A 22669-nucleotide genomic window follows, 5' to 3' on the forward strand; every position below is an offset into this window, starting at 1 on the left:
TAACAGGCAATAATGCAAAACTGCCCTTGTGAAAAAGGCCGGTCATGATGACCGGCCTTTATTCTGTTTTTTTATGCCTGCCCGCCACTGTAAAACCGGGCAAGAAAGCAGATTAATGGTGCGCAGACTGCACTTCCGCTTTCAACTCCTCTTCTGTCGGCACTGAAACCAGAGGCTTGACATTTTTTGCGGAAATCAACGTGTAGAACATCGGCACCACAAACAGCGTAAACATGGTGCCCACCATCAATCCGGTGAAAATCACCAGACCCATGGAATAACGCGCGGCAGCGCCTGCCCCTGTTGCCATCATCAGCGGTACCACGCCAAGTGCCATGGCAGCCGTGGTCATCAGGATCGGGCGCAGACGTGTTTTGGCTGCCGCAATAATCGCATCATGGCGGCTCAGGCCATGATCATGGCGCTGCTGATTGGCAAATTCCACCATAAGAATACCATGTTTGGTGATCAGCCCCACAAGCGTGATCAGCCCCACCTGCGTATAGATATTCAAAGTACCAAGGCCGATATTCAACGGCACAATCGCACCGAAAATCGACAACGGAACAGTCATCATGATGATAAACGGATCGCGGAAGCTTTCAAACTGTGCCGCCAGCACCAGATAAATCACAATAACCGCCAAAGAGAACGCGATCAGGATTGTGTTGCCCTGCTCAACCTCCAGACGTGACTGACCGGAATAATCAATGAAGAAACCTTCCGGCAATTTGGACTTGGCAATATTGACAATGGTGTTCAAACCATCACCGGTTGTTACACCCGGCAGCGGCAGCGCCGAAATTGTGGACGAATTCAACTGATTGAACTGTTCAATCGCGGCAGGCGCCGCATGATCCGTAATGCGGATCACAGCTGAAAGCGGCACCATTTCATTGGAGGCGCTGCGCACATAAAACTCGCCAAGTTTTGACGGATTGCGGCGATATTCATCCGGCACCTGCATGATAATATCATAGCTGTTATTATCACGGTCAAATTGTGCAATCTTGCCGCCGCCGGTCATCAATCCCAGGGTTGCGCCGATTTCACTGACACTCACGCCCATGGCCGATGCCCTGTCACGGTCAACCTCAATCACAGTCTGCGGCGAATTAAAGGACAGCGAATTCTGAACAATGATAAATTGTCCTGAAGCCTGTGCCTCATTCTTGATTTCTTCTGCAATTTCAAAAACCTGATCAGATGAACCGGTTGATTGAATTGCAATGGAAATCGGCAGGCCGCCGCCGGTGCCCGGCAAGGACGGCGGCGCAAAGATAAAGGCCTGCACACCGGCTACATCTTTGATGCGCGCCGTGAGATCCTGTTGAATCTGCTTTTGTGAACGCTCACGATCCGACCAGTCTTTCAACGCCCAGAGCGCAATACCCTGGCTGGTTGAATTGCCAAAACCAACAATATTGAAACGGGCTTTAAGCTCCGGCAAATCCTTGGTCAATTCGTCAATCTGATCGGCATAAAGCTTGGTATAATCTGATGTTGCATATTCAGGCCCGTTAAAGATCGAGAAAAGCGCACCTGAATCTTCTTCAGGCGCAAGCTCTGATGATGTATTGACGAACAAAAAGCCCATCAATGCAACCAGACATACCACGACCAGCATTGTAACCGGACGATAATTCAGCGAACCGCCAACCAGACGCTCATAGCGGTTTTCAAAACGGGTGAAAAAATTATCCACAAAGCGGGCAAATTTGCTGGTTTGGCCATGACGCAGCATGCGCGAACACATCATTGGTGAAATAGTCAGCGCCGCAATACCGGAAATAATCACCGCGCCAGCCAGCGTAAACGCAAATTCACGGAACAGCGAGCCGGTCAATCCGCCGGTAAAGCCAAGCGGTGCAAATACCGCAGCCAGTGTAATGGTCATCGCCACAATGGAAGAGGTAATCTCCTTCATGCCTACAAAAGATGCATGAATTGGCGTCAGCCCCTCTTCAATATGACGGTGAATATTCTCCAGCACCACAATCGCATCATCCACCACCAGACCAATGGCAAGCACCATTGCCAGAAGTGACAGGAGATTGATTGAAAAGCCCATCAGGAACAGAAAGAAACATACACCAATCAGTGAGATTGGAATTGTAACAATCGGGATCAGCACCGAGCGGAACGAGCCCAGAAACAGCAGGATCACGATAACAACAATGATCATCGCTTCAGCAATTGTCTTGAAAACTTCAACAATGGAGGAAGATATCTGCTCTGTCGCATCATAAACCAGAATAATGCTCATACCCTGCGGCAGCGATTCCTGAATACTTGGCAGCTCTTTGTTAACCGCGGTTGCCATGTCAATCGGGTTTGCAGCCGGTGTCGGGAACACACCGATAAATGTACCGCTGGAACCATTAAAGGTCACAATCGTATCCGTGCTTTTTGCAGCCAGCTCCACATTGGCAACATCACGCATGCGGATCACATCCGCACCATCAGCACGAATAGGCATTTCAGCAAAGGCTTCAGGCGTCTGCAATGTGGAGCGCAGCGTGATAGCCGTTGCCACATATTCGTTTTTGGTTTTACCCGGCGCTGAAAGGAAGTTGGAAGCCTTGATTGCAGCCAGCACTTCCGAGGCTGTCACATTGCGTGCAGCCATGCGGATCGGATCCACCCAGACGCGCATGGAAAACTCCTGCCCGCCAAGGATTTGCGCATCAGCCACACCTTCAATGGTGGACATGCGCGGACGGATCACCCGGTCAATATATTCCGTGATCTGCTCATTGCTCATATTAGGGTTTTGCACAGCCAGATACATAGTCGCAAAAGACTGGCCCGTACCCTTGGTAATCACAGGATCTTCAGATTCACTTGGAAGATCACCACGCACCTGATTGACCTTGGAAATCACCTCGGTCAGTGCGGCATCAGGATTGGCTCCAAGCTTCATCTGCACAGTCACAATACTGATAGACTGGCTGCTTTTGGAGGTCACATAATCAACATTTTCAGTTGTCGCCACAGCCTTGGCAATAGGTGACGTGATAAAGCCCTGAATAAGCTCGGCACTCGCACCCGGATAAGTTGTGGTAACGGTGATGACCGTTTCATCCACTTCCGGATACTGACGCACTGAAAGATTGAAAATCCCCTGAAGCCCCAGCAGGATAATCAGCAGCGCAACAACAATCGAAAGAACCGGCCTGCGTATAAAAATATCAGAAAAGCTCATTTTCGACCTTATTTCTTGTTCATTGCATCAGCCGGATTGACAGTATTGTCAATATGCGCGCTCATGCCGTTGCTCAGACGGTTCTGACCCGCGGTGACAACAATATCACCGTCCTTCACGCCGCTCAGAATTTCAACATTATTGCCCGTACGCCGGCCGAGTTTCACGAAGACCTGATGCAGTACAAAATCATCCTGCTTGTCTTTTGCTTCCGCTGCTGCGGCAGTATCGGCAGTTGTGTCTTTTCCGGTTTCTTTATTGGCGTCTTTGCCGGCATCTTTGGCAGCGTCTTTTTTAACAACGGTGAAAACATAATCACCGTAAAGGCTGGTTACGACACTTGTCAGCGGCAGCACAATCACATTATCTTCATCCGGCAGGATCACACGAACATGCACAAATTGCCCGGGCACCAGCGACTTATCGGAATTATCAACCTGTGCCCGCACAGAAACCAAACGGCTTGAGGGATCAATTTTCGGGTCAATACCAATGATCTTGCCCTTAAAATTATAATCCTTTGCAGATGCGCCGATCTGCACCTCTTGCCCGATTGACAGGTTTTTCAACTCCTGCTCCGGCACGGTGAAATCAACACGCATCGTATCAACATTCTGCAAGGTTGCCACCACAGTGCCCGGCGCCATAAACTGGCCGATATCAACACGGGAAATACCGATAACACCGGTAAACGGCGCAACAAGGCGCTTCAGATCAAGCGTAGCCTGCGCCTTGGCCACATTTGCCCGGGCAGAAGACAATGCTGCAGACGTTGTATCAACATTGGAAACAGCACCCACGCCCTGAGTGCGCAATGTCTGGGCGCGCTTATAATTCTGCTCGCTTAATTCGGCCTCAGCCTTGGTGGCGGCCAGATCGGCTTTCTGGATTTCATCATCCAGCTGCACCAGAAGATCACCCTTTTTAACCAGCTGGTTAGGCTTGAAGTAAACTTCCTTGACAACACCGTCAATCTGGAAGGTCAGGTTAACGCCGTCGGCCGCGCGGGCTGTACCAATAGCCTCAATCCCCGGCTTCCACTGGCCGGGCTTTACATCAAGAGTGGAAACCGCCTGTGACGGCTGTTTCATATTGGCAAAGAAGTCCTTGATAGCCTGTGCCCGAAACAGATTAAATCCGATAAGCCCCCCGCAAACCAAAACCAGCAATATAATGGCGATGATGAACCGTTTAATCATCTTATGTGGCACTCCTGCCGCAGAATGGATACAGAACGAAAAATGTCCAATCGGCATAGCTGGACATCGTTTATAATAATCAGGATGCGATAACTGTACGTTACGCAGAAACTTGTCAACTCATGCTCAGGTCACGCTATAGTCATCTGCATCTTCCTCAGTGAGCATCTCCGGGCTTTTAAGCGCCTCATTTTTCGGCAAGGCTTAAACTGCGCAGAAATACAGCAAGACATCACCACTAAAGAAGCGCATTCCTGTCAGGATTTATGCCGGTTTTGCTGAATTTTAATCAGAAAACGACAAATTAATGTGAAGTTATTACAAATCGCGCCTTATTAAACAAGGTTTTCATTTGATCACCATATTATTCGGCACAATAATTTAATATTGCAGATAACAAAAATGTTATTGCAAAACATGCAATCAGGCATCAGATATCAGGCAAATTACATATTACCAATAAATATCCGGCCAGCAATAGCCTGCTTTATCCTGCATGATTCATTCTTGAAAACCAAGAGTACGCTTTTTTCAAAAAGCCCTCCCCTATAGCAATAAAACAAGCTATGCTTGCGCCATGTTCAAAACACTATCCATTGCTCTGGTCATTATATTTGCCTCCGTTGTGCCGGCACAGCTTGCAGGCGCACAAATATCAGGCTTTGAAAAAGGCGGGCAAACAAGGCCGCAAATCTCACACCCGCCAAAGCCTGCAACCGGCCTGACAACTTTGCCGGGCGTAAAACCCGCCAGGCCGATTGTCGGCATAGCAAAGCCGGAGCCTATGGATGATCATTCCCCTGATGATCCCCAAGGCGGTTTTATGATTAATAATACACGCGTTAAAATCAGCGGCTCGGTAATTGTTGATATTGGTACCGATGCCTCGCGGCACAAATAACAGCAAAACTGTTGATGCACTTTGTGCTTCCGGCTTTTTAAAATAGCATCCACAAAAAATGACCGGTAAAAAATTTTAAGCCGCAGAAGACGGGAGCGTCTTTGCGGCTTAAATATTATGGTTGCGGCTTTCTCTCGGCATAAGATACACGATATTAAAGCGAGATCCGCAGCCTTTATACAAGAATTAAAATCAGCTGTTCACAGCGTCTTTCAAGCCTTTACCTGCTGAAAATTTTGGTACGTTACGGGCAGCAATTTCCACTTCCTTACCGGTGGAAGGATTGCGGCCGGTAGTAGCGGCACGATGTGATACGGAGAAAATACCGAAGCCCGGCAAACGAACTTCGCCGCCTGCTTTCAATGCACCGGTTACAGATTCAAGCACAGCGTCAACAGCGGAAGCAGCATCGGTCTTGGTCAAGCCCGATTTTTCTGCAACGGCAGCAACCAGTTCATTTTTGTTCATGAGGTAATTCCTTTCACGTTTTTTCCGCTGGTTACGACTCAGCCGGATTGGCGAATTCTATTCAAAGAAATAAATGAACCAAGCGTAGTTTTGCCATAGGAAGCCGTAAAATCAGCATTAAACACAGAAATAAGCCCTGAAATCCGGTATTTTATCCAGCCTGCTGCCTGTAATATGCAATTTTTGCCGCCTGCGCCGCTTAATTGCACTTTTGTGCGAATCTCTCATGCATGGTCTGAAATCGGATTTCGAATCAGCTAATAAAGCAAAAAATCATATTTCATGAGATAAAATTCACGCGCGAAAAATAGCAAAATAAAAGCGGCTGCAGCCGCTTTTATTACACCGTGCTAAAATCCTGCTTCCATTCAGCCATGAATTCTTGCTGCAATTTCAGCAACACGCCGCCCCTGAAAACGCGCACCCTCCATCTCCTGCGCAGAAGGCTGGCGCGAACCATCGCCATCGGCGGTTGTGGTCATGCCATATGGCGCACCGCCGCGCACCACATCATTGCCCAACTGCCCCTGATAGGCATAGGACAGCGGAACAATAATCATACCATGATGCTGCAATTGCCATTGAGTGGAGATCAGCGCCAGCTCCTGACCGCCATGCTGCGTGGCAGTGGAAGCCATAACCGAACCAACCTTGTTGACCAGAGCACCCCTTGCCCATAAGCCGCCGGTCTGGTCAAAAAAGTTTTTCAACTGAGACGACATGATGCCAAAGCGCGATGATACACCGACAATAATTGCATCATAATTTTCAAGATCAGCCGGCACGGCAATTTCAGCCTCCTGATCCAGTTTGAAACCCGATGCCCGCGCAATATCAAGCGGTACCAATTCCGCAACTCGCTTGATATCAACCTGCGCGCCAGCCTCACGTGCACCTTCTGCCGCGGCTCTGGCCATTTGCTCCATATGGCCATAAGCAGAATAATAAAGAACAAGAACCTTAGCCATTTCAAATCTCCGTTTGCCTGCCTTGATGCGCAAATATTGTTTTATCCGGCTTGCAAATCTGCCTGTTTTTACTGCAAAAAAGCACAATCCGGATATAGACGGAACACGGGCTGCAACCGGTTGCTCCGGCGAGAATATTCGTTACCGGTATAAAATTAGCGCAGGTTTTTCGTTTTGCCAGTCAGGGCAATATAAAACGCAATGTTCAGTATTCCGCTCAATATATTTTGCCTGATCGGGCATAAATGCGGCGGGTTCTGCAATAATCACCTTGACCTTACAGGTTGCCTGTTGCCATGCTGGCCTATCCAACGGAGCCTCCCATGACCAGAATACCAGCATCAGATGCTGCAGCCATTTTGCAGCCGCAAGAACCACCCGTAATCATCCGTGCAGCCATGCTTGCAATCGGCGATGAATTATTATCCGGCCGCACCAAGGATAAAAATATCGGCTATATGGCAGACAGCCTTTTTGAAATCGGCATTGACCTGACTGAAGTGCGTATTATTGCCGATGACCATCAGGCAATTGTCAAGGCCGTGCGGGAACTGAGCGGCACTTATGATTATCTTTTCACATCCGGCGGCATCGGCCCGACCCATGACGATATAACGGCAGATGCCATATCTGATGCTTTTAATCTCAATTGCATTTATGATGACAAGGCAATGGCACTCCTTACCGCGCATTATCAAGCGCGGGGTATGGAATTTACCCAATCGCGTATGCGCATGGCGCGTATGCCGCAAGGGGCGCGGCATATTGATAATCCGGTTTCTGTGGCGCCTGGTTTTATCATCGGCAATGTTTATGTCATGGCCGGCGTGCCTTCTGTATTTCAGGCTATGGTACAAAATATTGTGCCGCAATTGCGCACCGGCAGCCGTTTTTTCACAGCCACAATTATCTGCCCTTTTGGTGAGGGCGTCATCGGCAGTCCATTGCGCAATGTGCAGGCGCAACATCCCGAAACCATTATCGGTTCCTATCCTAAATTTGAAAACAACCAATTTTCAACAGAGCTCGTTGTTCGTGCCCGCGCTGAAGACAAAATGATGGCCGCCGTAAAAGCTATTGAGCATATGCTGCAAGAAATTGAACAATGAAACAGGATTGAACATGCAGGGCACAGCCTGATTAATTCAAAACCACAAAGCCCTGTCCGGTTCACAACCGGCTGCGCCCTGCTCCTTAAAAATACCCGCTATTCTTTGATTGAAAACACAATGCAAAACAGGCAACAAATTTATCATCAGGGGTCATAATTCAGATTTAAGCAGATCTTAAAATACGATCAGCCTGATATCTATTTACATTTATTGCCAATGAAACATACGATATAATTTAGAGCCGGATCAGAAAATCCGGCTCCCGCGCGTAACGAATAAGGAGTGTTTCCATGTCCTATCGTACCGTCATTGTTTATACCCGCAGCATGCGGGAATTGCAGCGATTGTTCAAGGCTCTCAATCTGCTTGTCCGGGATGGGGAGCCGGTTCATATAACCGGCTTATATGTAATTCCGACGCCGGTGATTTATTCTGATGCCAGCGGCTTTATAGATGCCGGATTTTATGAAAATCATCTGCGGCACCATCAGGACAATGCGCAAGCCATTGCGGAATTCTTTAATAGTCAGATTTCCCGTTACGCAACCACATCGGAATTTCTCATTATTCGTTCAGAAAGCGATAATGCCAGCAACACAATCAATGAATTTGGCATGGCAGCAGATCTTATCATTGCCGGTCAGGCGGATCCGGATGATCCGGACACGCAGATTACTCCGCTGGATCAGCTGATTTACAACACCAAAACACCTGCACTGATTGTTCCTTATAATTTTCATCCCCCCCGCACAATCAGCAATCTGGCGGTTGCCTTTAACGGTAAATATGAAGCCTCCAGCGCTGCATTTGATGCATTGCCGCTGGCGCGCCAATGTGAGCAGGTTCACATTGTCTGGGTCAATGCGCCAAAACCCGAGGATGAGGAAACCAACACAATTGTTATTCCGGAGCGGCCGCATATTCCGGGCGTGCCGCGTGAGGCTCCGGAAATTGCCCGCCGCCTGCAACAGGCCTATCAACGGCACGGTATCAATGCTGACATTGATCTTATTCCCTCTGAAGGGCTGACCGTTCAGGATCGTTTGCGCCAATATGTGCAGGATAATGAAATTGATGTGCTTATTATGGGAGCTTACAGCCAGTCACGCCTTAAAGAATTGATTTTTGGCGGCGTTACGCGCTCATTTCTCGGCAATATGCCCTGCCTGACACTGTTTTCGCGGTAAATCTCCCCTTGCGTAGCCTGCCTTATGAGCAGGCTGTCGCCTTGGTGTTTTCAATGGCAAAATCATAAAACACCTGTTCAGACAGCAGATGTGCAGCCTTAAGGCGGCCTTTAAAGCACCACGACACTCAATAATAATAAGCTATATTCAGGCCGCATCTCTATAAAAACCAAAAATGAGAGGGCTTGCGCACCTCTTTAAAACGAAACATATATGAAAAATAACGAAAGCAATTTCATTTTAATCATTTATATGGCTATCGCTGCAAACTTATTTATTGCCAGAAAACAGTTTTTTCGTTTATCAAGGAAAACCATACTGTCTATGGCAGCGGCAACCGGATTCACAATAAAAAACCGCCCTTAACAGTCCGTTTTGTCCAAGATTGAAACGAAACCTGAAACCAGAAATATCCGCCGTATAAACAGCGCGTATTCTGCACAGGTTTCCAGCTACGGAGCATTTCGATGTCCTTGCCTGATAAAGCTTTCCCTGTTTCATGGGACCAATTTCATCGCGATGCCCGCGCACTTGCCTGGCGCATCTCCGATCAGGGAAAAGAATGGCAGGCTATTGTGGCCATTACCCGCGGCGGCCTTGTGCCGGCGGCCATTGTTTGCCGTGAGCTCGGCATCCGTATGATTGAAACCGTCTGTATCGCTTCCTATCATGATTACAGTGAACAGGGTGATTTGCAGGTCATCAAAAATATCAGCAAGGAATTGCTGGCAAACGGCGGTGAAAATATTCTGGTGATTGATGATCTCACCGATACAGGAAAAACCGCAAAAATCGTGCGTGACATGATGCCGAAAGCGCATTTTGCAACGGTTTATGCCAAACCACAGGGGCGCCCGCTGGTTGATACATTCGTAACTGAAGTGTCACAGGATACATGGATTTATTTTCCGTGGGATATGGGCTTCACCTATCAGGAGCCGATTGCCAAATCTCATCGCGGCTGATTAAAGTAGAATATTTATAAAACAATCAGTCATAAAGATAAAATAATATGATATATTTATGCGCCTTGCTTTTGGCGCATAAAATCAGAATATTGAATATAAAGAACAAAATTAAACCTTAATATTACCATATAAAGAAAGTCATATTATCAAATTTTCATGAACAAATGCCGATTATTTAAATGCGGCCAACAAAATTATAAAGAAGGCATCTATATAAGTGAATATACTGGGAACCGGAATTATTGCGACTGATAAACGTATTTTAACTGCCGCAGGGCGCCTCCTGCAGGTTGCGGCATTGGTATACCGCAATCCTGGCCCCTCACCTGAAATTTTGCTGATTACCAGCCGCGGTACCGGCCGTTGGATTACACCTAAAGGCTGGCCAAAGGCCGGCAGAACATTGCATGATATGGCCTTGCGTGAAGCATTTGAAGAGGCTGGAATACGCGGCACGGTCAATCCGGATCCTATCGGCCGCTATGATTATGTTAAATATGATTTGCCGCCGGAAGCAATTCCAAGTTTTACCGTTAATGTTTATGCGGTGGAATATGATCATATGGCCAAAAATTGGCCGGAACGCGGTCAGCGCGTCAGTGAATGGGTTTCACCGGAAGAAGCTGCCAAGCGCGTGGATGAAGCTGAACTGAAAAAACTGCTGCGTAACCTGCCCGATTATATTTATAAACATTGATGAAAACCTGCTGGCCTGCATTATCTGCGGCCAGCATTTTTCCCGATATTTGAAATAAGTTTAACACGCTTTATTCAACCAAACCGGCGCAATTAACGGATATCAATCACAACACGGTAATCCTGTGTTTGCTATAAACATCGTGAAGTGCTTTTTCAGGCTCTGGCTATAACAGAAGAAGAGCTGATAAGCAGAGAGATTGAAGCCCGCGCCAGCTATTTTGCAAACACGGGAAAATAACACACCACCCGACAGCAAAGGCTCTACTCTGCGGCTACTTAAAGCAGGTAAAGGCTTGTCTTATTGTCCTTTCAAATGCTGTTACAGGCAGGCTTTTCCGATCATCGGGAATAGAGAAACCAAAGACCACCACTCTGCACCGCGAAGTTTCATGCCTGTGATATTCGGACATTTGTAAGCTCATCACATACGGATCAATCACACAGACCTGCTTGCACACAAACCTGCTTGTAAAAAACATCCGCCACTTCAGCGGGCTCATCGCCGGATCAGAAACTTACGCAACCCAAAAAGCCTAATCTGCAAGGCGGGAACGATAGTCCGCAGCAGAATTTTAACTTATTATCAAAGAATGCAGCCAGCGCTTTAGTCCCCGTCCCGTTGCTCAATTTATCAAGATTCTGCACCATATTGTTCAGGCAATATCAGCCTCACTATCTATATCAGCCTTTATATCCCCCTGAATTTTGCCCCTTCTTGTAAAAAATACGTCCAAAGGCGCGGACCTATGCTTTCAAAAGGCAGGAAAAATATTACAAATCAGTATTTCCCCTGCACTTTCTATTGCATTTAACAAAAAACCGCCGATTAACGGCGGTTTCTATTGCTTCAATCCTGTCAGCAATCAACCTTCAATTGCTTTAGCCAATGCCGCCAGAGCCTCATCGGCCTTGGCACCATCAGGGCCACCGGCCTGTGCCATATCTGCGCGGCCGCCACCGCCCTTGCCGCCAAGCACCACAGAAGCAATACGAACCAGATCAACAGCACTGAAACGCGCTGTCAAATCTTCCGTTACCGCCACAACCGCGCTGGCTTTGCCATCATCACTCACCCCAATAAAAGCAACAATACCGGAGCCCAGCGCCTTTTTACCTTCATCAGCCAAAGGCTTCAGGTCTTTTGGTGCAACGCCGGTAACACTGCGCCCCATGAACTGAACACCATTAATGGTCTTCACTTCATGATCGGCTTTTGAGGAACCGCCACTTAATGCTAATTTCTTGCGGGCTTCAGCCAGCTCTTTTTCAAGTTTGCGGCGTTCATCAATCAGGCTGTTCACGCGCTCAAGCGCCTCAGATGGCGTGGTTTTAAGGGCTGATGCAATAGCCTTGACGCGCTCATCCTGTTCTTCAAGATAAAGGCGGGCTGCCTCACCTGTGAGCGCCTCCAGACGGCGCACGCCGGCAGCGACAGCACCTTCAGACACAATGCGCACCAGACCAATATCACCGGTCTGACGAACATGCGTACCACCGCACAATTCCAGCGAATAGGTTTTACCGGATTTTTCGCCCTGTGTTGCCGTTCCCATGGAAACCACGCGAACTTCATCACCATATTTCTCACCAAACAGCGCCATCGCACCGGCTTCAATCGCATCATCAACCGCCATCAAGCGCGTTGTGACCGGTGCGTTTTGCAGGATGATCTCATTGGCAATATTTTCAACCTTGCGCAATTCTTCATCGCTGATCGGTTTTGGATGTGAAAAGTCAAACCGCAGCCGCTCAGGCGCAACAAGTGAACCTTTCTGCGCAACATGGCTGCCCAGTGTTTCGCGCAATGCTTCATGCAGCAAATGTGTTGCCGAGTGATTGGAGCGCATCTTTGCGCGGCGTTCATGATCAACCACCAGCTCAACAGCATCATCGTTCTGCAGCTTACCCTCACGGATAACCGCCTGATGAACAAAAACGCCATCAGCCTTTTTCACCGTATCGGTAACCTCAATCACAAAACCATCACCATAAATGAAACCGGTATCCCCTTGCTGGCCGCCGGATTCTGCATAAAACGGAGTCTGGTTAACAATGATACTGACATTTTCCCCCTGAGAAGCCTTGTCGATAAGTTTGCCGGCATGGACAAGAGCCGTCACCACACCTTCAGCTTTCTCAGTATCATAGCCGAGAAATTCAGTAGCACCGACTTTATCGCGCACCGAGAACCAAATGGTTTCCATAGCTGCATCGCCCGAACCAGACCAGCTGGCGCGTGCTTCAGCCTTTTGACGCTCCATGGCGTTGGCAAAGCCTTCCGTATCCACACCAATACCGCGCTGGCGCAGTGCATCCTGTGTCAGATCCAGCGGAAAACCATAAGTATCATAAAGTTTGAAAGCTGTCTCACCATCAAGGCTCTGGCCTTCATGCATATTTTCAGTGGCTTCACTCAAAAGGCCAAGACCGCGTTCCAGGGTTTTGCGGAAGCGGGTCTCCTCCAGTTTGAGCGTTTCAGAAATCAGGGCTTCCGCACGCACCAGCTCCGGATAAGCCTGCCCCATTTCACGAACCAGTGCCGGCAACAAGCGATACATCAAAGGCTCGCGCGCGCCAAGCAACTGCACATGACGCATCGCACGGCGCATTATGCGGCGCAGGACATAACCGCGACCTTCATTGGATGGCAGAACACCATCGGCAATCAGAAAACTGGCAGAGCGCAAATGATCAGCAATCACGCGATGGCTGGCACGCTGTGCTCCCTCAGCCTTAACACCGGTTGCCTCTTCCGAAGCACGGATCAGCGCCCTGAACAGATCAATATCATAATTATCGTGAACACCCTGCAAGACAGCAGCAATACGCTCCAGCCCCATGCCCGTATCAATCGACGGACGCGGCAAATCAATGCGCTCTTCACTGGTTACCTGCTCAAATTGCATAAATACGAGATTCCAGATCTCGATAAAACGGTCACCATCCTCATCCGCCGATCCCGGAGGGCCACCCCAGATATGATCACCGTGATCATAAAAAATCTCAGAGCAAGGGCCGCATGGACCTGTATCACCCATAGCCCAGAAATTATCATTGGTCGCTATGCGGATAATACGGTCATCAGACAGGCCGGCGATCTTTTTCCAATAATTGGCAGCATCATCATCCGTATGATAAACAGTGACCAGAAGCTTATCTTTATTAAGGCCAAATTCTTTGGTGATCAGGTTCCAGGCCAGACTGATCGCCTCTTCCTTGAAATAGTCACCGAAGGAAAAATTCCCCAGCATTTCAAAAAAAGTATGATGGCGTGCTGTATAGCCGACATTATCAAGATCATTGTGTTTACCGCCTGCACGCACACATTTCTGCGCCGTGGCAGCGCGGGTATAAGGGCGGGTTTCAAGGCCGGTAAATACGTTTTTAAATTGCACCATACCGGCATTGGTGAACATCAAAGTCGGGTCATTGCGCGGTACAAGGGGGCTCGATGCCACCGCCTCATGGCCATGTTTCCGAAAATAATCGAGGAATGTTGACCTGATCTCGTTAACGCCGCTCATTGTTCACCTTTGGGGTTTGCCCGATTAGCCCTGCCGTAAAGGCAGCTGTCATATTATTCAAGACGAAACTACAAAAACATGCCGCATATAACTGCGTTCATATCTGCAAGGACAGAACCGGAAAATATGAAGCGACATTCGTTTTTATAATTGCCTCGCTTTTAAACAGATGAACCGGCGCTGTCCAGATATCCGCAAGCAATGGACAGGCATTTGTTATAAAGCCTGTTATGATACAGATTGTAATAGCTGGTATGCAGGCGCCAGAAAGCTTACTAAAAAAGCTCATGCTATAAACAGGCACAAATATCTAAACTCAATCTGCCTGAAGCTATCACACAGTGGCCTCACCACATGAGGCGGGCTTTCAATTTGCCATCATCCCGTTCGGTTTCCGCGCAATATCAGCCCGCTCATATGGCGTACCAATTCAAATATTCAAAGCCTGTGCCTATGCCTCTGCCGCATCCGGCAAATCATCATCGCGGCCGCCATCATCCAGCAACTGCTCTGCAATAAGGCCGGCATTCTGACGCAAGGTCAGCTCAATTTCATTGGCTATTTCAGGATTTTCCTTCAGGAAATTTTTGGCATTATCACGCCCCTGCCCGAGGCGCTGCGAATTATACGAGAACCATGAGCCTGATTTTTCCACAATACCGGCTTTAACGCCAAGATCGATCAATTCCCCGGTTTTGGAAACACCCGCGCCATACATAATATCGAATTCAACCTGCTTGAATGGCGGAGCCAGCTTGTTCTTGACAACCTTGACACGGGTCTGGTTGCCAACCACCTCGTCACGCTCCTTGATGGCGCCTGTACGGCGAATATCCAGACGCACGGATGCATAAAATTTAAGCGCATTACCACCGGTTGTTGTTTCAGGTGAACCAAACATAACGCCGATTTTCATGCGGATCTGATTAATGAAAATAACCATACAATTGGAGCGGGAAATTGACGCGGTCAGTTTGCGCAGTGCCTGGCTCATCAGGCGCGCCTGCAGCCCCGGCAGGGAATCGCCCATCTCACCTTCAATTTCTGCGCGCGGTGTGAGAGCTGCAACCGAGTCAACAACCAGCACATCAATCGCGCCGGAGCGCACCAGAGTATCGGTAATTTCAAGCGCCTGCTCACCGGTATCAGGCTGTGAAATCAGCAGATTTTCCAGATCAACGCCCAGTTTGCGGGCATAGACCGGATCCAACGCATGTTCCGCATCCACAAAAGCGCAAATACCGCCCTTTTTCTGTGCCTCTGCAATTGTGTGCAGCGCCATGGTTGTTTTACCCGAGCTTTCAGGGCCGTAAATCTCAACAATGCGCCCTTTGGGCAGGCCGCCAACGCCAAGCGCAATATCCAGAGACAGTGAACCGGTCGGAACTGTTTCAATTTCCACCACCTTGTCATTCTGGCCAAGGCGCATGATCGAGCCCTTACCGAATGAACGCTCAATCTGAGACAGTGCTGCGTCCAGAGCTTTTGTTTTGTCCACTGATTTATCCTCAACAAGCCGCAATGAATTCTGAGACATTTTACACCATCCCTTTGTGTCACTTGAAGTCCGCAGAATGAAACTTTCTCATAAATATGTATCCTATTTGTTCTCAATCCGCAAGAGGGATAACTATTTGTTTTAAAATGATTTTCAAAGTTTGTTCTTCCGTTGTTCTAATTTATAAAAAACTAAAACCTAAAAAACAAATCACTATATGAAACATGTCGGGAACGAATTTTGGCAAAAAATGATTCGATAGCATATCAGTCATAACAGTCAGGCAATTTCATTTTCACAAAAGTAATGAACTGCCTGTTTGGTTCTTACACATCACAAATATATAAAACCATTTCACGCTTTTCGCTTACCAGTACTCTCCGGACAATAAAAAACCGCTCCGGCAGGCAGAGCGGTTTTCGTTATATTATGAAACAGCAGATTATACGCCTTTAAGCGGAGAAATTTCGATTTCCACGCGGCGGTTTTGCGCACGGCCTGCCGGTGTGGCATTGGAGGCAACCGGCTGGCTTGAACCAAAGCCCATAATTGCAAAGCGGCGGCCATCAATCCCCTGCCCGCTCAGATAATTACCAACAGACAATGCGCGGCGCTGCGAAAGCTGCTGGTTATAAGAAGCCGAACCGGTGGAATCCGTATGGCCTTTAATATCAACCAGTGTTTTATCAAATTTACGCAGCACAACCGCCACAGAGTTAAGCGTTGGATAGAATTGCGGCATCACCGTATCCTGATCGGTGTTGAAAGTGATGCTGGAAGGCATATTCAGGATAATACGATCGCCCTGACGGGTAACGGAAACGCCGGTGCCCTGCAATTGTGCACGCAGCTCACTTTCCTGACGATCCATATAATTGCCGATTGCACCGCCGCCAAGCGCGCCAAGGCCGGCGCCAATCAGCACAGCATTGCGCTGCGCAGTGCTTGAACCGCCAACCATCAGGCCACCAAGTGCCCCCACGGCCGCACCGATACCGGCGCCGCTGGCAGTATTAGAGATTTTCTGCTCACCGGTATAAGGGTCTGTTGTCGTACAACCGGCCAGAAATGAAGCTGCCGTTGCGGCAATAGCAATCTTTTTCAACATAATTCAAGCTTCCTGATTCTCAAGATGTGCCGCAGGATAACGGCAAATGCGGCATCATGGTGATAAATTTTAAGCCGAAGGTCAAATTGATATCAATCAATAGCATTTTTACGTGAAATGGTTCCGGTTAAAACAGCAGCACCGGAACCGTTCCGAATATTTTTTTGCCCGTTATCTGAGCGCAATACCCCGTATCTGATTTAACGGATTGCCCGCCCTTCCCCATCAAAGCGGTGAATTTTAGCGCTGTCCGGTGAGGCGTAAATCTCGCTGCCCGGCGCAATATGATACTGGCCAAAACTGCGCACTGTCAGCAATCCCGCCGCCTCCGTATCCAGATAGATATTGGTATCAGCCCCCAATTGCTCCACATGGACAACAGAACCCTTCCATTGCCCTGAATTGCTATCCAGCATTATATGCTCCGGCCGGATACCAATGCGCCTTGCCTGTTCGTCACCCAAGGCAGATGCATCAATAAAATTCATTTTCGGCGAGCCGATAAAACCGGCGACAAATTCATTATCCGGCGCATTATAGAGATCCATCGGCGCACCAACCTGCTCTATGCGCCCGCCATTGAGCACAACAATCCGGTCTGCCAATGTCATCGCCTCCACCTGATCATGGGTCACATAAATCATGGTAGCGGCAAGCTGACGATGCAGTCTGGCAATTTCCAGCCGTGTATTCACACGCAAGGCAGCATCAAGATTGGAGAGCGGCTCATCAAACAGAAACAGTTTCGGCTCGCGCACCAGCGCCCGTCCGATAGCCACACGCTGCCGCTGCCCGCCGGAAAGCTCTGCCGGACGGCGTTGCAGATAATTTTCTAGTGACAACATATTTGAAGCCTGTTTTACCCGTGCGGCAATTTCTGCCGCCGGCTTACCGGCCTGTTTAAGCCCCAGCCCCATATTGGCTTCCACAGTCAGATGAGGATAAAGCGCATAGCTCTGAAACACCATGGCAATGCCGCGTTTGGCAGGCGGCGTTTGATTGACTATTTTATCATCAATTCGCACCTCGCCGGAATTGGCATCTTCCAGCCCGGCAATAATGCGCAACAATGTGGATTTGCCGCATCCGGACGGCCCGACGAAAACAACAAGCTCACCATCCCGCACATCCAGATCAATACCCTTGATAATATCAACCTGCCCGTAAGATTTACGGATATTATTGAGTTTCAGAGTTCCCAAAGCCGTTTTCCCGTCAGTATAATTTTTCAGATGCACGCATAAAGGCAATATTACAATTTCACAGCCATACCACTGCGCACGCTTTCATCTGCGGCAAGGCAAATACGCAGAGACTGAACGGCATCATTCATATGGCGGGTGAGATCCGTCTTTTCTGTAATCGCCTTCAGCATAAAGGCCTGTTCACGGTCGCATAATTGCTGATGATCTGGCTCGCCCTGCATGGAGAGCAATTCATCCTGTTTTTTAAATTTACCTTCAGCATCAGTCTCGGCCTGATGCACCCGGATAACTGATGTTTTGGTATGCGTATTAATATCTGCAGAGCTTGCGCCCTCTTCCATAACAATAGAAACGCAACCCTTTGGTGAGATTACATCTTTAACAAAAAAGGCTGTTTCCGACATCATCGGCCCCCAGCCTGCCTCATACCAGCCAACAGACCCGTCATCAAACAACACCTGCAAATGGCCGTAATTATACATATCTTCCGCAATTTCATCGGAAAGGCGCGCGCCCATACCGCGCACCTCAACTGCCTTTGCATCGGTAATCTGGCACATCACATCCAGATAATGCACACCGCAATCGACTATCGGCGCTGTGGTTTTCATCAGTTGTTTATGGGTTTGCCAGTGATTGCCACTGGATTGCTGGTTCAAATTCATACGAAAAACATAAGGCCCGCCAAGATTGCGCGCTTCCTCAATCAGCCTTTGCCAGGACGGGTGATGGCGCAAAATATAACCGACAACCAGCTGACGCCCCAATTCTCTGGCTTTGGCCACCACGCGTTCCGCATCCGCCACGGTTGTGGCCAATGGCTTTTCAACAAAGACATCAGCGCCTGTTTCCATCGCCATAATGGCATAATCAGCATGGCTGTCTGAATAGGTTGCCACGCAGACCAGATCAGGCTTAAGCTGTAAAAGCGCCTCTTCATAAGATGGCATCAGCGGATAGGAGCGCAATTCCTCTGGCAAATCCACCGGCGAACGATTGACAAGACCGACAATCTCAAAGCCCGGATTTTTATGATAGGCCAGCGCATGGCTAAGCCCCATATTGCCAAGCCCTGCTACCATCACGCGCAGTTTTTTTACCCCATTCTCACTCATTTGACTGCTCCTGCGGTAATGCCGCGAATTAACTGACGGGAAAATATGAAGTAGAGAACCAGAACCGGCAGAATTGCCAGCGACAATGCCGCCAGAACCGCATTCCAGTTGGTTACATATTGCCCGATAAACATTTGTGCGCCCAATGTGACGGTTTTGGTTTCTTCAGACGGCGCAAGGATCAGCGGAAACCACAAATCATTCCAGATCGGTATCATGGTGAAAACCGCAACCGTTGCCATAGCCGGACGCACCAGCGGCAAAACAAGGCGGAAAAAAATACGATATTCGCTCAGGCCATCCATACGGCCGGCATCTTTAAGATCTTTGGAAACCTGCCCCATAAATTCTGACAAGATAAAAATCGCCAGCGGCAGCCCCTGTGCCGTATAAACGAGGATCAGCGAGGTCAGCGTATTAACCAGCCCGCTCGCCACCATCAGCTCCAGAATGGAAACAGTGCCAAGCCGGATCGGGATCATGATCCCCAATGCCAGATAAAGCCCCATCAATGTATTGCCGCGAAAGCGATATTCCGACAAGGCAAAGGCGGCCATGGCTCCGAAGATCAGCACAAGCGCAATGGCAACCACTGTTACAATCAGGCTGTTCTGAAAATAGAGAAAGAAATTCCCCTGCGTCATCACTGTCTTATAGCCGATAAGGCTGAAGGTTTCAGCATTGGGCAGCGCCAAAGGCGAACGGAAAATCGCCGCCTTGGTTTTAAAGGAATTGATGATGATGATCACCACCGGAAACAGCGCAATCAGTGTGTAGAGAATAAGAATCGCATGGACGGCAATACTGCGAAACGGTGAATAAGTTGCACGGCTCATGGCATCACTCTCAGAACTGGTAACGGCGCAAACGCCGCTGAATACCGAATAAATAGACACAAACGCCGATCAGGATGATGAAGAACATCAGGGAGGCAATGGCCGCGCCCATATTCTTATCGCCAACCTGCAACTGGAAGCCAAAGAAAGTGCGGAACATGAAGGTGCCGAGAATGTCGGTGGAATAATTTGGCCCCGCCAGTGCACCCTGTGCTGAATAAATCAGATCAAACGCATTAAAATTGCCGACAAAGGTGAGTATGGAAATAATGCCGATTGAAGGCAGGATCAGCGGCAGTTTGATCCTCCAGAATTGTGATGCGCCGGTAATGCCGTCACATTCGGCAGCTTCAATAATCTCATCCGGAATAGACAACAAAGCAGCATAAATCAGCATCATCGGAATACCGATAAACTGCCACACTGAAATCAGCCCCAGCGTTGTCAGGGCATATTCCTTTTGCCCCAGCCACGGAGAAAACAGGCTTTTTAACCCCACCAGATCAAGCAAATTGGGTGCAACGCCCCATAAAGGCGAGAGAATCAACTTCCAGACAAAGCCCACAATCACAAAGGACAGAATTGTCGGGATAAAGATTGCTGAACGATACAAGGCCGCAAAGCGCAAACGCGGATGGCTGAGAATAGCCGCCAGTAATATACCAACCGGGTTTTGTACCAGCATATGAATGATAAAAAACCAGGTATTATTGCCCAGCGCATTCCAGAAACTGGCCGCCCAGCGATCATCACCAAGCAATGTGCGAAAATTATCAAGCCCGACAAAAATACTCTGCTGATTTTCAACCCGGAACAGCGACAATTGCATGGTTCCGAAAAGCGGCAAAATCATAATTGCCGTATATACCAGCACTGCCGGTGCCAGAAATACCGCAATATGCCAGCGGAACGGCGGTTTTCTTGTCAAATTTCGCGCCATATCTGCACTTCGTCTTCCGTCGGGACTTTCAGTTTAAAAAATTTTGAGATTTCTCATACACATCGGATTTTTCGGTCAGGCCGCATCCCTGATGCAGCCTGACCGGAAATAATGCCGGCTTATTTTGCAGGCTTGTACCAGCTGTCGAGGCCTTTTTGCAGCTTTTCGCCAGCCTGTTCAGGTGTCACCGTACCGTTGATCACATTAGCAGATTCAATCCAGGTTTCATTTTCCAGATTTGGCGTACCGCGTGAAAGGATCTGATAGGTTGAACGAATGGTCGATTTGCAATCCTTGCGCCAGCCGACCATTTCCGCAGCCAGCGGATCTTCCAGCTTGATCTCATTGGAAGAGAGGCTGAAGAAGCCCGGCAAGGCATTGGCATAAATAGTTGCAAATTCATCCGATGCCACCCAGTTCAGGAACTTGGCTGCAGCTTCCGGATTTTTGGTCTTGGCATTCATACCGATGCCCAGATCATTATGATCGGAAATATAGCAGGTATCGCCGCTTTTACGAACCGGTGGCGGAAATGCACCCATTTTGAAATCAACCTGCGGATTGAACACGCTGATTTCCCATGAACCGGCAGGATAAATTGCCGCGCGGCCAAGGGTGAACAGGTTCTGGCTGTCAGGATAAGTCTGGGCTTCAAAGCCATCTCCCAGATAATCTTTCCAGCGCGCTAGTGTTTTAAACGGTTCAACCCAATCAGCATCCGTCAATTTTTGAGTGCCGGCAATCAGAGCCTTGCGGCCTTCTTCACCCTTCCAGTAGGTAGGACCGATATTCTGATAGCCCATGGTTGCCGCTTCCCAAAGGTCTTTGGTGCCCATGGCCATAGGAATATAATTGCCGTCCTCCTTGATCTTATCAAGAAGAGCAAAAAACTCATCTTCGGTTTTTGGCACGCTCACGCCCAGTTTTTCAAAGGCATCTTTATTATAGATAAAGCCATGAATAACCGAAGCGACCGGCACGCAGAATGCTGTTTTACCATCATCTGTCTGCCATGCGGATTTAGCCACATCACTGAAATTCTTCATCCCTTCCAGATCATTCAATGATGCGAGCTGGCCTTTTTCAAAAAGTGCCAGAGATTTATCAAACGGGCGGCAGGTGATGATATCTCCGGCTGTACCTGCATCAAGCTTGGCACCAAGTGCCGCATCATATTCTGTTGGCGTTGAAGGGTTGAAAACAACCTTGATGCCCGGATTGGCCGCCTCAAAAGCCGGAATGAGCTTCTCTTGCCAGATCGGCAGGTCATCATTACGCCAGCTCTCGATTGTCAGCGTCACATCTTCCGCCGAAGCTGCCGGAATGCCGCCCAGAACTGCCGCACCGAGAATGCTCGATGCCAGCAAAGCAGAACTGAAATTTCTGAGTTTCATCAATCTTCTCCCCGTATTTACTTAATATCACGCCCTTTGGCATCGCATCTTGCGGCACTGCGCCACCAGCGCTGATCTTGTGGCATTATGCCTGGCGCTGATCAGCATCATTAACCGGTTATCAAACCGGAAAATAATGAGTAACAGGCCGGTTTCTGCCGGTATATATAAATGACAAGGCTCTTCCCTGTCATCATAATTACCGGCATGCTGAACATGTCTGAAGCTGAATATGAAATGCTCTGAGACCTCTTCCCCGCTCCTCATTTTCTTCCTCAGCCAGAGTAAGGCGCAAATATCTTTTTCTGTCCAGCAAAAGCGAAGATTTTCACACCAATAGTT

Annotated in this window: 17 protein-coding genes; 5 read left to right on the plus strand and 12 right to left on the minus strand. The window is 48.6% G+C overall.

The genetic code is table 11. From position 1 onward, the window contains the following. Positions 1-112: 112 nt before the first annotated feature. The gene (locus tag ACSTTO_RS05970; protein WP_439272227.1) at positions 113-3205 is read right to left on the minus strand and encodes an efflux RND transporter permease subunit; all 3093 of its coding nucleotides are present in this window, start codon (positions 3203-3205) and stop codon (positions 113-115) included. An 8-nt stretch (positions 3206-3213) separates the two neighbouring features. Beyond that, positions 3214-4404, minus strand: a complete 1191-nt coding sequence (locus ACSTTO_RS05975) for an efflux RND transporter periplasmic adaptor subunit (RefSeq protein WP_439272228.1) — start codon at positions 4402-4404, stop codon at positions 3214-3216. A 577-nt stretch (positions 4405-4981) separates the two neighbouring features. Between ACSTTO_RS05975 and ACSTTO_RS05980 the strand changes: the two genes are divergently transcribed. Further along, positions 4982-5305: a hypothetical protein gene (locus ACSTTO_RS05980; RefSeq protein WP_439272229.1), complete on the plus strand. Its 324-nt coding sequence runs from the start codon at positions 4982-4984 to the stop codon at positions 5303-5305. Between the two features lie 192 nt (positions 5306-5497). On the opposite strand, the gene ACSTTO_RS05985 is transcribed toward ACSTTO_RS05980, so the two are convergent. Together ACSTTO_RS05985 and wrbA are read right to left on the minus strand one after the other, a co-directional pair. Continuing rightward, a complete protein-coding gene (locus ACSTTO_RS05985; RefSeq protein WP_439272230.1) occupies positions 5498-5773 on the minus strand; it encodes an HU family DNA-binding protein in 276 nt (91 codons plus the stop codon). Between the two features lie 368 nt (positions 5774-6141). Further along, the gene (gene wrbA / locus ACSTTO_RS05990) at positions 6142-6741 is read right to left on the minus strand and encodes an NAD(P)H:quinone oxidoreductase type IV (protein ID WP_439272231.1); all 600 of its coding nucleotides are present in this window, start codon (positions 6739-6741) and stop codon (positions 6142-6144) included. A gap of 323 nt (positions 6742-7064) precedes the next feature. Here wrbA and ACSTTO_RS05995 point away from each other — a divergent pair, with 323 nt between their 5' ends. The 4 genes from ACSTTO_RS05995 to ACSTTO_RS06010 all read left to right on the plus strand — a co-directional run bounded on the left by ACSTTO_RS05995 (position 7065) and on the right by ACSTTO_RS06010 (position 10705). Beyond that, on the plus strand, positions 7065-7850 hold the full coding sequence (locus ACSTTO_RS05995) for a competence/damage-inducible protein A (protein ID WP_439272232.1): 786 nt from the start codon (positions 7065-7067) through the stop codon (positions 7848-7850). 293 nt (positions 7851-8143) lie between these two features. After that, complete coding sequence (locus tag ACSTTO_RS06000) at positions 8144-9040, plus strand: universal stress protein (RefSeq protein ID WP_439272233.1); 897 nt, start codon at positions 8144-8146, stop codon at positions 9038-9040. 467 nt (positions 9041-9507) lie between these two features. Next, a complete protein-coding gene (gene gpt / locus ACSTTO_RS06005) occupies positions 9508-10005 on the plus strand; it encodes a xanthine phosphoribosyltransferase (RefSeq protein ID WP_439272234.1) in 498 nt (165 codons plus the stop codon). Positions 10006-10225: 220 nt separating this feature from the next. Then, the gene (locus tag ACSTTO_RS06010; RefSeq protein ID WP_439272235.1) at positions 10226-10705 is read left to right on the plus strand and encodes an NUDIX hydrolase; all 480 of its coding nucleotides are present in this window, start codon (positions 10226-10228) and stop codon (positions 10703-10705) included. Positions 10706-11570: 865 nt separating this feature from the next. Here ACSTTO_RS06010 and alaS read toward each other — a convergent pair. The 8 genes from alaS to ACSTTO_RS06050 form a co-directional block, all read right to left on the minus strand. Next, a complete protein-coding gene (gene alaS / locus ACSTTO_RS06015) occupies positions 11571-14231 on the minus strand; it encodes an alanine--tRNA ligase (protein WP_439272236.1) in 2661 nt (886 codons plus the stop codon). A gap of 451 nt (positions 14232-14682) precedes the next feature. Next, positions 14683-15768 carry a recombinase RecA gene (gene recA / locus ACSTTO_RS06020; protein WP_439272237.1) on the minus strand — a complete coding sequence of 362 codons (1086 nt, stop codon included), beginning with the start codon at positions 15766-15768 and terminating at the stop codon, positions 14683-14685. Between the two features lie 403 nt (positions 15769-16171). Further along, the gene (locus ACSTTO_RS06025; protein WP_439272238.1) at positions 16172-16837 is read right to left on the minus strand and encodes a YiaD family glycine zipper/OmpA-like lipoprotein; all 666 of its coding nucleotides are present in this window, start codon (positions 16835-16837) and stop codon (positions 16172-16174) included. Positions 16838-17037: 200 nt separating this feature from the next. Next, positions 17038-18039: an ABC transporter ATP-binding protein gene (locus ACSTTO_RS06030; RefSeq protein WP_439272239.1), complete on the minus strand. Its 1002-nt coding sequence runs from the start codon at positions 18037-18039 to the stop codon at positions 17038-17040. 50 nt (positions 18040-18089) lie between these two features. After that, positions 18090-19157 carry a Gfo/Idh/MocA family protein gene (locus ACSTTO_RS06035; protein WP_439272240.1) on the minus strand — a complete coding sequence of 356 codons (1068 nt, stop codon included), beginning with the start codon at positions 19155-19157 and terminating at the stop codon, positions 18090-18092. Then, positions 19154-19993, minus strand: coding sequence for a carbohydrate ABC transporter permease (locus ACSTTO_RS06040; protein WP_439272241.1), 840 nt, complete (start codon positions 19991-19993; stop codon positions 19154-19156). The genes ACSTTO_RS06035 and ACSTTO_RS06040 overlap by 4 nt, the downstream gene beginning before the upstream one ends. Positions 19994-20003: 10 nt before the next feature. Continuing rightward, positions 20004-20921 carry a carbohydrate ABC transporter permease gene (locus ACSTTO_RS06045; RefSeq protein WP_439272242.1) on the minus strand — a complete coding sequence of 306 codons (918 nt, stop codon included), beginning with the start codon at positions 20919-20921 and terminating at the stop codon, positions 20004-20006. Between the two features lie 131 nt (positions 20922-21052). Further along, positions 21053-22327, minus strand: coding sequence for an ABC transporter substrate-binding protein (locus tag ACSTTO_RS06050; RefSeq protein WP_439272243.1), 1275 nt, complete (start codon positions 22325-22327; stop codon positions 21053-21055). Between the last annotated feature and the right edge of the window lie 342 nt (positions 22328-22669).

Source organism: Pseudochrobactrum albidum (genome assembly GCF_051851455.1).
In the GTDB taxonomy this organism is placed as follows: Bacteria; Pseudomonadota; Alphaproteobacteria; order Rhizobiales; family Rhizobiaceae; genus Pseudochrobactrum.

What these genes read in the sequence shown, in the direction of transcription:
- ACSTTO_RS05970 (WP_439272227.1), bottom strand. Translation starts at nt 3,205, where the DNA reads ATGAGCTTTTCTGATATTTTTATACGCAGGCCGGTTCTTTCGATTGTT.
- ACSTTO_RS05975 (WP_439272228.1), bottom strand. Translation starts at nt 4,404, where the DNA reads ATGATTAAACGGTTCATCATCGCCATTATATTGCTGGTTTTGGTTTGC.
- ACSTTO_RS05980 (WP_439272229.1), top strand. Translation starts at nt 4,982, where the DNA reads ATGTTCAAAACACTATCCATTGCTCTGGTCATTATATTTGCCTCCGTT.
- ACSTTO_RS05985 (WP_439272230.1), bottom strand. Translation starts at nt 5,773, where the DNA reads ATGAACAAAAATGAACTGGTTGCTGCCGTTGCAGAAAAATCGGGCTTG.
- wrbA (WP_439272231.1), bottom strand. Translation starts at nt 6,741, where the DNA reads ATGGCTAAGGTTCTTGTTCTTTATTATTCTGCTTATGGCCATATGGAG.
- ACSTTO_RS05995 (WP_439272232.1), top strand. Translation starts at nt 7,065, where the DNA reads ATGACCAGAATACCAGCATCAGATGCTGCAGCCATTTTGCAGCCGCAA.
- ACSTTO_RS06000 (WP_439272233.1), top strand. Translation starts at nt 8,144, where the DNA reads ATGTCCTATCGTACCGTCATTGTTTATACCCGCAGCATGCGGGAATTG.
- gpt (WP_439272234.1), top strand. Translation starts at nt 9,508, where the DNA reads ATGTCCTTGCCTGATAAAGCTTTCCCTGTTTCATGGGACCAATTTCAT.
- alaS (WP_439272236.1), bottom strand. Translation starts at nt 14,231, where the DNA reads ATGAGCGGCGTTAACGAGATCAGGTCAACATTCCTCGATTATTTTCGG.
- recA (WP_439272237.1), bottom strand. Translation starts at nt 15,768, where the DNA reads ATGTCTCAGAATTCATTGCGGCTTGTTGAGGATAAATCAGTGGACAAA.
- ACSTTO_RS06025 (WP_439272238.1), bottom strand. Translation starts at nt 16,837, where the DNA reads ATGTTGAAAAAGATTGCTATTGCCGCAACGGCAGCTTCATTTCTGGCC.
- ACSTTO_RS06035 (WP_439272240.1), bottom strand. Translation starts at nt 19,157, where the DNA reads ATGAGTGAGAATGGGGTAAAAAAACTGCGCGTGATGGTAGCAGGGCTT.
- ACSTTO_RS06040 (WP_439272241.1), bottom strand. Translation starts at nt 19,993, where the DNA reads ATGAGCCGTGCAACTTATTCACCGTTTCGCAGTATTGCCGTCCATGCG.
- ACSTTO_RS06050 (WP_439272243.1), bottom strand. Translation starts at nt 22,327, where the DNA reads ATGAAACTCAGAAATTTCAGTTCTGCTTTGCTGGCATCGAGCATTCTC.